This window comes from Enterococcus xiangfangensis, assembly GCF_005405365.1.
Taxonomy (GTDB): domain Bacteria; phylum Bacillota; class Bacilli; order Lactobacillales; family Enterococcaceae; genus Enterococcus_A; species Enterococcus_A xiangfangensis.
On record NZ_BJDX01000007.1, the window covers coordinates 153,295 to 165,034 of the forward strand.

8 protein-coding genes are annotated in these 11,740 nt (G+C 37.6%); 2 read left to right on the plus strand and 6 right to left on the minus strand.

Features of this window, described 5'->3' with window-relative positions; genetic code table 11:
* Positions 1–29 precede the first annotated feature (29 nt).
* Both FFM68_RS09905 and FFM68_RS09910 read left to right on the plus strand, forming a co-directional pair.
* The gene (locus FFM68_RS09905; protein WP_137619174.1) at positions 30–1,025 is read left to right on the plus strand and encodes a DUF4947 domain-containing protein; all 996 of its coding nucleotides are present in this window, start codon (positions 30–32) and stop codon (positions 1,023–1,025) included.
* Positions 1,015–1,614 carry a hypothetical protein gene (locus FFM68_RS09910; protein WP_137619175.1) on the plus strand — a complete coding sequence of 200 codons (600 nt, stop codon included), beginning with the start codon at positions 1,015–1,017 and terminating at the stop codon, positions 1,612–1,614. The genes FFM68_RS09905 and FFM68_RS09910 overlap by 11 nt, the downstream gene beginning before the upstream one ends.
* A gap of 201 nt (positions 1,615–1,815) precedes the next feature.
* Here FFM68_RS09910 and FFM68_RS09915 read toward each other — a convergent pair whose 3' ends face one another.
* The 6 genes from FFM68_RS09915 to FFM68_RS09940 all read right to left on the minus strand — a co-directional run bounded on the left by FFM68_RS09915 (position 1,816) and on the right by FFM68_RS09940 (position 11,369).
* On the minus strand, positions 1,816–2,655 hold the full coding sequence (locus FFM68_RS09915) for a class II fructose-bisphosphate aldolase (protein ID WP_137619176.1): 840 nt from the start codon (positions 2,653–2,655) through the stop codon (positions 1,816–1,818).
* A complete protein-coding gene (locus FFM68_RS09920) occupies positions 2,627–4,561 on the minus strand; it encodes a PTS fructose transporter subunit IIABC (protein ID WP_137619177.1) in 1,935 nt (644 codons plus the stop codon). The genes FFM68_RS09915 and FFM68_RS09920 overlap by 29 nt, the downstream gene beginning before the upstream one ends.
* Positions 4,558–6,432: a BglG family transcription antiterminator gene (locus FFM68_RS09925; protein ID WP_167483476.1), complete on the minus strand. Its 1,875-nt coding sequence runs from the start codon at positions 6,430–6,432 to the stop codon at positions 4,558–4,560. Before FFM68_RS09925 ends, FFM68_RS09920 begins: the two co-directional genes overlap by 4 nt.
* Positions 6,433–6,677: 245 nt before the next feature.
* Positions 6,678–8,522 (minus strand): ABC transporter ATP-binding protein, encoded by a 1,845-nt coding sequence (locus FFM68_RS09930; RefSeq protein WP_137619179.1) that lies wholly within the window; start codon positions 8,520–8,522, stop codon positions 6,678–6,680.
* 16 nt (positions 8,523–8,538) lie between these two features.
* Positions 8,539–10,923, minus strand: coding sequence for an ABC transporter ATP-binding protein (locus FFM68_RS09935; RefSeq protein WP_137619180.1), 2,385 nt, complete (start codon positions 10,921–10,923; stop codon positions 8,539–8,541).
* Positions 10,923–11,369, minus strand: coding sequence for a MarR family winged helix-turn-helix transcriptional regulator (locus FFM68_RS09940; protein WP_137619181.1), 447 nt, complete (start codon positions 11,367–11,369; stop codon positions 10,923–10,925). The genes FFM68_RS09935 and FFM68_RS09940 overlap by 1 nt, the downstream gene beginning before the upstream one ends.
* Between the last annotated feature and the right edge of the window lie 371 nt (positions 11,370–11,740).

Here is an 11,740-nt window from a genome sequence, read left to right on the forward strand (position 1 = left end):
CTTTTAGGAAGATTGAAGTTGGTGAAAAAATGCAAGAGTTGGTTTGCAAGTATTGTGGCGGAAACCAGTTTGATAAAACAGAAAAAGGCTATAAGTGCACATATTGTCACGCTGTCTATGAACTTGAGCCGGTCGCGGAAAAAAGTAAACGATCGCTGAATAAAACACGTGCGGCTCGGATTGCACTGATTGCTGTTCCAGTATTGATTTTAAGCGGTGCTTTTTTGGTGGGATACGCTCATAAAGATGAATTGCTGACGCAAAATCCGTTGACTGAAGAATTAAACGGTTCAAGCAATTCTGACTATTCTAACGAACAATTAAACAATCCGGAACAAAATGTTCGAATTGCAGAATTGTCTTTAAATCAAGCAGATCTTGATCAAGCGGCGGCTTCTGTTAAAGAATATGGTGGGGAAAATACTAAAAAGTTAAAGAAACGAGTAAAGGATGCGCAGGCAAAACATGATTCGCTGAAACAAAACCGCTTAAAAGTCGCGCCTAAAGCTGATATGCTCATCGAAAATCCAGATACTGATTTTGGTGTTGTGACTTATTATCGTGAAGCTGGTCTCTTTTTAGCTTATGGACCCGACTTTACCCAATACTCTGTCTCAGATATTTTACGAATTTGGGGACAGCCGGATAAGATTGTTACCGATGCTGACCAGATCAAAGAAAATATGTTGCTGAAACAAGATGAAAAAGGCAATCCGCTAAACTATGAAGCAAAAGTACTTCAAGATCAGTGGATGCACGGTCAGTTGACTTGGCGAGAAGTTAGAGCTTTTCTTGCGATAAATCAAGACAGTGCTTCTGGCAGCTACTCGAAAGAATTTGTTTACGAAAAACAAGGAAAACCAAACGTTTATTTTACAGATGGACATGTTGGGTACACGACACCGATATTACGATACCTTTCGTTTACTCGGCAGCCTGAAAAATATCCGCGCACTGGGCTAGGAAAATACCCCGACGACTTCCCAGAAAATTATGGATCGGATGGCTTTTATCATGAGAAATAGAGAATGTGTAAACTGTGGCAGTACCGAATTTCATCAAGTAGAAAATGGTTGGAAATGTGATTACTGCGGGACACTCTACTTAGATTCTGAAACTATTACACCGCAACAAAAACAGCCTCTCTATCAGCCGCACCAACATAAAAAACGGCGCATTAACGGACTCGTTGCCGTTGTCATTATTTTGGTCGGTTTGTCTTTGAGTTACTTTGTATTTAAATCCGATACCTCTGATAGCGGAGATGCCGTTTCGTATGAACCCCTCGATCCTGAGGTGACCGACTCTTCAACCCCAAAAAACTTTCCAGGGAAATGGACACAAAGTATTTATGAATCAGTAAAAGTCGCAACAGAACATTACCATGACGACACTGAGAAATATACTTTTGAAGGCGGCTCAAGCTATGAAGAATTAGAAAAATTAGTCGGCAAACCTGATACAGTTATCAGTTGGGAAAAAGAAGATTACGGCATGCCGCCGCGAACTCAAGCAACTTGGGATAAGACAAGCGACGGTGGATACACTGAAAATTCAATTAGCGTGACCTATGAAAAAAATACAATGATGATCGTTGATAAAGACAGCTATTAACTGTCGCTTCGAGTGATACGATAGACAAGCTATGAGAACGAGAACAACTATCTTTTGAATATAAAAAAATACCACCTGATCAACAAAAATTTGAGCTTCAGAAATCATCTATTGACTTCCAAAGCTCAATTTCTTTTTCTATTAGCACCTTAACGTATAGTCTTTAATCTAGTCTAACTATCTAGAAAGTAGATACAAATACTATTCATTGATTCTATTTGTACAAAAAACTTCGTAATAGTGTCTCAAGCAATTTTTCATATTAGTTGAAACAACATGCTTCAAATCTAAATAGTTTTCAGGCTTCTCACTATTTATGCCATTTTGAGCAGCATTAACAAGGTCAGAAAAAATATTAATCTTACTGATCCCCTCTAAGCCACATCGATTCAAGTTACTATCCCCTGACGATGAACCTCCATGTAAAACTAATGGTGTATCCACAGCTTCGGCAATTTCATGAAGTCTATCAAAATTAATTTCTGGAACACCTTTATACATGCCATGAGCAGTGCCGATTGAAACTGCTAGCGAATCTACTTGAGTCTCTTTAACAAATTGAATTGCATCTTCAACTGTTGTATACCGCGAATCGGTTTCTTCATGATTTTCATAATTTACGCCTGAACCCACATGACCAATCTCTGCTTCAACAACTACACCTTTAGGGTGAGCATAATCAATAATTTCTTTTGTTTTTTTCACATTTGTTTCAAAACTATCCTGAGAAGCATCAATCATAACAGAAGTAAATCCTACATCAATTGCTTTTTTGATAATACTTGGAGTCATTCCGTGATCTAAGTGAAGAACTACCGGAACTTTTGCATTTTCGGCATAGAATTTTCCAAAATAAGCAGCCTCCTCTAAAGAAATGAACTCTAAGTGTACTTCTGCTAATGCTAAAATTACCGGAAGATTCAATTCTTCCGCAACTGCAACATAATCTTTCATTGACTGAGCATCAATAAAATTTGGTGCAGGAATTGCAAATCCTTTCTCTCTACTAACTTTAAATAGCTCCTTCGACGTCACTAACATTTGTAATCCCTCCACTAGTTTTTTTATTCGGAACAATAGATTTTTTTGTAAGTCCAACTATCAGCATCGTTACTGCACTTCCAGCTAATACACAAGCAATGTATAGAAATGGCCGATTTATCGCAATTGGAATAACAAATATCCCACCATGTGGTGCAGTCAACTCAATGCCAAATGCCATAGATAATGCCCCACCAACAGCTGCTCCAATAATATTTGCTGGAATGACCCGGATTGGATCTGCTGCTGCAAAAGGAATTACCCCTTCAGTAATAAAGCAAGAACCCAATACATAGGCAATTTTTCCAGTTTCACGGTCTTGTTCTGTAAATTTATTTCTAAAGAATGTCGTCGCTAAACCTAATCCAATAGGAGGAATCATTCCCCCACACATTAATGCTGCCATAGGTTCATAAACACCAGCTGTAATCATTTGAATACCAAAAGCATAGGCAATTTTATTTAATGGGCCCCCCATATCACTTACTAAAATACCGCCTAATAAAGCACCAACTAAAATTGCATTTGACCCATTCATGTCTGTTAACCATCTTACTAAAGTATCATTAAATGAACTAATAGGTGTATTGATTACATATTGAATAATAATCGTAGTTATTAATGTTCCCAGCACTGGATAAAGCAAAACAGGATTCAATCCATGTAAAGACTTAGGTAATTTGATTAAGATTTTTTTCAATAGTAAAATACTGTATCCTGCAACAAACCCTGCAATTAAACCACCAAGAAATCCTGATCCACCAGTAGATGCGATCATGCCACCAATTGCGCCTGGTGCTAGTCCTGGTCGGTCCGCAATACTAAATGCTACATAACCCGCAAAAATTGGAACCATTAATCCGAAAGCTGCACTGCCTCCAACCGAATTTAAAAAAGCTGCGAATTCATTATATTGACTTGAATCTGGATTAGCAGAATTAACGCCAAACATAAATGAAATAGCAATCAAAATTCCACCAGAAACTACAAAAGGAAGCATAAATGATACACCATTCATTAAATGCTTATAGATATCAAACACACCACTTTTTTTAGCATCATTAGAATTACTATCAGATTTCACTGAGTCTGTTGCTTTGTATAACTCTTTCTTAGATAAAACTTCTGAAATTAACTCATCTGCATTATTGATTCCACGTTTTGTTGATGTTTCCACAACCTTTTTACCATCAAAACGACTCATATCTACAGTTCGATCTGCCGCAATAATAACTCCATCAGCTTGAGCAATTTCTTCATCCGTTAGCCGGTTTTCAGTACCGCTTGAACCATCCGTTTGGACTTTCATTTTAATTCCACGTTTTTCAGCTGCATCTCTCAAGGATTGAGCGGACATATAAGTATGAGCAATCCCAGCTGTACACGCTGTTACCCCAACTAATGAAGGAGTGTCCAACTCATTACTAATTGATTCTTCGATTTTTTCTTCTTCTACCTCCTCTTGTTCCTTATCATTGATAACAGAAATAACGTCATCTACTGTTTGAGCTAAAATCAGTCTTGCCCGGAATAATTCATCCATTAGATATGTGGATAATCTAGATAAAGTTTTTAGATGTTCATCTGTTGCATCCGCCTGAGCAGCAATCATAAAGAACAAGTTACACTTCTCTTTATCATACGTAATCCCCTCAAGGTTCCTTCCAAAAATAACGGCTGGTTGATTGACATGAGCAGACTTTGTGTGTGGCATAGCAATCCCATAACCAACTTCTGTTGATACAGCTTCTTCCCTTTCCCAAATATCTTTTTTAAATTCTTCTAAATTCTCTAAAAACCCATTCTCTTCTAAACGATTGGCTAAGGAATCAATAATTTCTTCTTTATTTTTTGCATCTAAATGAAGAATTATATTCTGTTCAGTAATCAGCTCGGATATTTTCATGTTCTCATCTCCCTATTCTCTATAGTAGAATTAAATTCTTCTAAACTATTTGCTTTTTTTACTTCAATCAATAATTCTGGATCTTTAATAATGTTGTAAATCTCCTCCATCACTCGACTAGTGATTTTCTGATCATTTTTTCCGGGAATAATCATGATTATTAGATCTACAAATTGGCTTCCCCAATAAATTGGTTTATCTTGTATAGCGACTGCTATCTTTGTTTTTTCTAGCTTACTTGTCAATAGCGGGTGAGGTATAGCGATACCATCACTAATATCAGTTGTCGAGAAATTTTCTCGCTCTAAAATACTTTCAAACATCTCTGGTGTTCCCGTTCCAGATAACAGCTCTAATAGAAGTTTTTCTTTATCCTGAAAACTTTTTCTTGTAAAATAATCAATCTTTATTCCAAAAACATAATTCATTTTCCGCATAAATCGATCGATTTTTCGATAATCTTCTTCAGTCGGCATACCGTTCATCACTATCACATTAGATTGACTAATTGCTATTGATCCAAATGATATAATCAAATCAAATTTAGAAATATTATCACTGTCACTCGTTTGGCTAATCACCGTCTTTATTGAAACATTTGAATATCTTCGTTCTAACTCTTTTTTTAATAGATAGCCTACTGACTGATGCCGTCCTAATAAAACAACAATGCTTACATTCTTCGTTTTATATCTTTCTAAAAAAGAAGAAAAATGAATGGCGATATATCCAATTTCATTTTCTGGCAGCTGTAAGTAAATAGATTTTTTTAAGTCATTGGCAAAACTAATCGCCATATAATATCCTTGAATAAATTCTTTCTTAATTGTTGTAATAAAAGAATTCTCAATATAAAAATTAAACATCAATGGGTACATATCCCTTGCTAGATGCATCAATAATCCCGAATATAACTGTTCGTCCTCAGAGAGATTCATTGAGTACATTTGATCCAGAACTTTTAATGACCTTTTTACCCCGTTACTTAATTCTTGCGGGATAGTAAACATATGATCATCTTTTGCTGAAAACATCAGCCGTTGACTAATCAAGTAAAAACTAAAATAAATAATCTCTACGTCTGGAATGATTATTCTTAATTGGCTGCCATAGTCATACATAATTGATTTAGCAACTTCAAATTCTTTAGTACTCTCAATCTCTACTAAATCTAAAGAGTCAAAACTATAGTCACAAATATGGTCTTGAGATATTCTTCGCATCGAGATAATCAAATAGGATAAAATTGACAATGTCGTTTCGGAGTTCTCTGGAATCTGTAAATTAGCAGATTTATTTTGAAAAAAAGCCATCAATGATTCCAAAGAGTCTCGTTCTATCCAATTTTTAAAATGATAGGCTAAAGAATCAATAAAATTGGTTTTATTAAGTGTAGTAATTTTTGATAAACTTTCTAGAAGAAGCCTTTTTTCAATTTCACTTCCTATTAGTCTCACGCCTTTAAATATGACGCTTTCAATCCTCAAGTGCTGGTACTGATTCTCTATCATGCCCTGGATTTTAATTACATCTAATCGGATTGTTTGATTAGAAAAATATAAGGATTCTGCTATCTCTTCATATGTGATCCAATCATGAGCGTCAAGTAAAAATTTAACTATGAAAAACATTCTCTCTTCAAATTCAAAATGCTCACTAACTTTTATATCTTCAACAGCTCCGCTAAGAATGTATCCTTTATTTTTATTGGTAAGTATCTTTGAATCAATCAAATAATTTTCATTTAAATCTTTTACATAATTACGAACACTTCTATCAGAAATTCCTAATCTTTTTGCGATCTCCTTTCCTTTAAGATACTTGTGTTCTTCTTGCAACATGGCAATCAATCTTAGATATTTCTCTTTCAAAAAGAATCACATCCTTTATACATTTATAGTAAACGCTTTCTAATTTCCTAACAAACATATATATATACCCTTTCGTTAGGAAAATGATTAGAGTAGTATATAAATACTTTATATCAATTTATACTCTGATACGATACCTTTAGTTATTTAAAGACAAAAGCTATCGATCGATTCCTGTAAAAAAATAAATAAAAAAGCTGTACTAGTTAAATTTTTCAACTAGTACAGCTTTTCATGTTTAATGTTTATTCTGCTAATTCTTCAAATTGAGAATTATATAATGATGCATAGAGTCCATGTTTAGCGACTAATTCTTCATGGGTCCCTTGTTCTTTAATATCGCCATCTTGCATGTACAAAATCTTATCTGCATCTTTGATCGTTGATAGGCGATGTGCGATAACAAATGAAGTTCGTCCATCCATTAGATTATTCATGGCTTCTTGGATCAATTCTTCGGTCCGTGTATCAACGGATGAAGTTGCTTCATCTAAGATCAAAATTGGTTTATCAGCTAAGATTGCACGCGCAATTGTCAATAATTGTTTTTGACCTTGTGAGATGTTAGATGATTCTTCGTTCAATTCCATCTCATAACCGCCCGGCAATGTTTTGATGAAGTGGTCGACACGTGCAGCTTTCGCAGCTGCATAGACTTCTTCATCAGTCGCATCCAATCGGCCATAACGAAGGTTGTCCATGATCGTTCCTTTGAACAACCATGTATCTTGCAAGACCATCCCGATATTTTTGCGCAGATCAGCACGATTGAAATCTTGGATGTTATGTCCGTCGATCTTGATTGCTCCAGAATTGACGTCATAAAAACGCATCAACAACTTAACCATCGTTGTTTTTCCGGCGCCTGTCGGTCCAACGATAGCGACCGTTTGACCGGGATCAACATGGGAAGTAAAGTCTTGGATGATAATTTTATCCGGTGTATAACCGAATTGAACATGATCAAAGTCGACCATTCCTGCGGCTTTGTCAATTTGAACTGGATGTTCAGCTAGTTGATCTTCTTCCTCTTCGTTCAAGAATTCAAAGACCCGTTCAGCGGCAGCCGCCATTGATTGCAACATATTTGATACTTGTGCAAGTTGGGCGATTGGTTGAGTCAAATTACGAACATATTGGATGAACGCTTGAATATCCCCAACAGTGATGGCTCCATTATAAGCCATGATCCCACCGGCAATCGCTACACCGACATAACCTAAGTTACCGATGAAGTTCATGATTGGCTGCATCAAACCAGAAAGGAATTGTGACTTCCAAGCTGATTTGAACAAGACATCGTTTTGTTTTTTAAATTCATTCAATGAATTCTCTTCTTCGTTAAATAAACGGACGATCGTATAGCCGCCGATTGTTTCTTCGACTTTCCCGTTGATGACACCAAGATATTCTTGTTGTGTCTGGAAATATTTTTGTGAATTTTTTACGACGACCATAATCAGTACTAATGAAATCGGTACGATCAAAATTGCGATCCCTGTCATTTGTACTGAGATTGAAAGCATCATGACGATGACCCCGACGATCGTAAATGTCGAGGTGATCAATTGCGTCAAACTTTGGTTCAAGGATTGTCCCAAAGTATCCACATCGTTAGTGATCCGTGATAACACTTCACCTGTCGTACGGCTTTCAAAATAATTCATCGGCATCCGATTGATTTTTTCAGAAATTTCTTTCCGCATCCGATACGTGATTTTTTGAGAAATCGTCGACATGATCCACCCTTGGATGACTCCAAATAGAGAGGACAAGACATATAGTCCAAGCATAAAGAGCAAGACGCCGCCGATTTTTTCAAAGTTGATATCGCCGGTTCCTTCATACTTCTTAGTTAAACCAGTAAACAGTTCAGTAATTGCTTTTGATAAGATTTTTGGTCCCCAAATATTGAAGATCGTTGAGGCAATCGCAAAAATCATTACTAGAAAAACTGCAATTTTATATGCGCCAAGATAGGAAATTAATTTTTTGATCGTTCCTTTGAAATCTTTGGCTTTTTCTACTGGTGCCGCGCCCATATGTCCATGTCCGCCACCACGAGGGCGATTTTGTTGTTTATCTGCCATTCTTTTTCGCTCCTCCTTAATCCGCTTCTTCTATGCCTAGTTCAGCATTACTTAATTGTGACTGAGCGATTTCTTGATAAACCGCTGATGATTTCATCAATTCTTCATGACGACCTTGGGCAACGACACGGCCTTCATCTAAGACGATGATGTTATCTGCATGCAAGATCGTTGAGATTTTTTGTGCAACGATGATTTGAGTCACATCTTTGACACTTTCTGCCAATGCTCGGCGCAATGTAACATCTGTCTTATTATCAAGTGCTGAGAATGAATCATCGAAAATCAAGATCTTAGGATTTTTCGCTAACGCTCGAGCAATCGACAACCGTTGTTTTTGTCCACCAGAGACATTTGTTCCGCCTTGTGAGATTTCTCGGTCAAAGCCTTTTTCATTGGCGTTGATAAATTCCGTTGCTTGTGCAATCTCAGCAGCTTTTTTCATTTGTTCATCAGATATATCCGCATCGCCAAATTTGATATTCGAAGCGATATCGCCAGAGAATAAGACGCCTTTTTGCGGTACAAAGCCCATGATCTCATGCAGTTTGTGCATGCTCATTTTGCGAATATCGACTCCATCGATCGTGATCCGTCCGCCAGTTACATCAAACAGCCGCGGAATCAAATTAACGATTGTTGATTTTCCTGAACCAGTCGAACCGATCAAGGCAGTCGTTTCACCAGGCTTCGCCGTGAAATTGATGTGATGTAAAACATCGGCATCGGCATCGCCATAACGGAATTGGACCCCTTCAAATTTCACTTCGCCTTTAAAGTCATGATTATCTTCTGGATTTTCAGGATCTTTAATCGTTGGTTCAGTGTTCAATACTTCATCGACACGAGCGGCTGCAACATTTGCCCGCGGTAAAATGATCGAAACCATCGATAGCATCATGAAAGCCATGACGATTTGCATCGTGTAAGTAATGAAAGCCATCATGTCTCCGACTTGCATTTGACCATTGCTCATGTTTTGTCCACCGACCCACACGATCAAGACTGAAATACCGTTCATTAACAACATCATGATTGGCATCAATAGTGACATCGCACGATTGACAAACATTTGTGTTTTCATCAATTTAGTGTTTGCAACATCAAAACGTTCGTTTTCATATTTTTCCCGAGAGAACGCTCGAATAACAGGTAGACCGGTAATGATTTCACGAGAAACCAAGTTCACACGGTCAACTAAGTTTTGCAAAGCTTTGAATTTCGGCATCGTTGTCAGCAACAACGTCAAAACTAAAACTAAGACTGCCGCCACCGCAACTCCGACGATCCAGCCCATGCCAGTTCCGGTTTGATATACCCTGTAAATACCACCAATCCCTAAGATCGGTGCGTATAAAACGATTCGCATGATCATAACAAGTCCCATTTGAATTTGTTGGATATCGTTGGTATTTCGAGTAATCAATGAAGCGGGTGAGAATTTTTCCATTTCATTATTTGAAAAGGCTAATGTCTGTTCGTACTGACCGACCCGCAAGTTTTTCCCAACTGTCGCGGCGACCAATGAACCGATCAAGCCGACAATAATCGCGGCAACTGCAGATACCAAGGTCAAACCGACCATTTTAGCGCCGGTTTTAATGATATAATCTGTTTGAATTTTTTTCGTATTCATATCCAGATCTTTGTACTCAGCTAATGTCAGTTGGATCCCGACTGATTTCAAAGTGTCTTCGCCGACACTGCCTAAACCTTCTTTTGTCGCTTCACGTGCGGTTGCAACTTTTTCAGGCATTGCAGCATTGGTTTCTTTGACTGATGCACCAAGTTTTTGAGCTTCGGCGCCTTTTGCTTGTGCTTCAGCTGCTAATTTCTGTGCTTCGGCCCCTTTAGCAGCGGCAGTTGCCGCATTCGTTGCTGCAGCGGCTTCTTTGCCTGCAGCTTGTGCTTGTTCGCCCAGCGTTTTAGCTTCTTTGCCTAGTGCTTGCGCTTTTTTAGCATCTTTTGAAAGTACGGTGTAGCTGGTGACAACATCTTTTATTTCTTTATTCGTATTACTTGAATCTTCTGCTTGAGTGGAAGCAATCATCAGCATCGGCAAATTAAAGATTTTAGCCAATTTATCTTTAGTCATGCCTTTTTGAAGATCCAATTCATAAATAGCAACTTTTTTCCCGTCAACGGTTCGGGTTGCTTCTTTATAATTATCATTGACGATCTGCTTCTCTTCATCGGTCATAAACAACTCGATTCCTTGAAGCGTTGATTTCCTGATTTTATCTGGAGTTGACCGTTCAAGTCCTCCTTGTTGAATACCGACGTCGACAATATCCGACGTTAAGCCTGGCAAGCTCAAATCACTCGACGCTTGTACAATTAATAGTAATAACACGGCAATAATCGCATACCAGTATTTACCAAGATATTTAAAAATCTTCACTATTGATCACTTTCCCCTTCCATGGATATTTTCTTAGAGTAGCTAATAAACTTCGCAGTCAATTCGAGGTATTTTCTAGTATCTTCTTCGCCCATCATTTCAAATACTCGAACAACTTTGTTTCGCATCTCCTGCTTTTCAGCTTTTGCGATCTTTTTCCCGCTTTCTGTCAAGCTGACATTGATTCGTCGCCGATCATCTGGATCCATCGTTCGGAGAATCAATCCGCGCTTTTCTAAATTTCCAAGCACAGCAGCGATTCGAGCCGTCGATAAATTAAGCGCCTCAGCCAGATACTTTGGATTGGTAGGCTCCTCTAATCGATCAAGCACTTTAATGACGATATTTGCGCCTTTACTGCTTTTTTCGATCTTGCTGAATGCACCATGACGATTTTTGACCATCATCTGTGTTAATTCGTGCTCAGCATCTTCTGCAAAAGTCATCAATTTCCTCCTTTCAAAAAACATACGCCACATAATACCTAATAGTATTAGTAATTAATGCTGTTTGATATTACTGCTAATAGAAGTGAAAATCAACCTTTTTGGATCAAAAAAAAAATGAATGCGTTTCACATTAAAATTTCTTGTTTTTTTCTTAAAAACAAAGATTAAATCGCTCGATATGACGATTTAAAAATTATTTCTTCAAACGGAAAAAAATGCTTTTTCGCATTTTATTCACCGTGCAAATGCAGCAGATCAAACCGGCAGTTTTAATCCTTGCAAATAAAAAAGAAGAGGCTGTGACATAAGTCTCAAAAAAAAAAGCACTAGAAACGACGTGAAAACGTCCTTTTCTAGTGCTTTTTGGG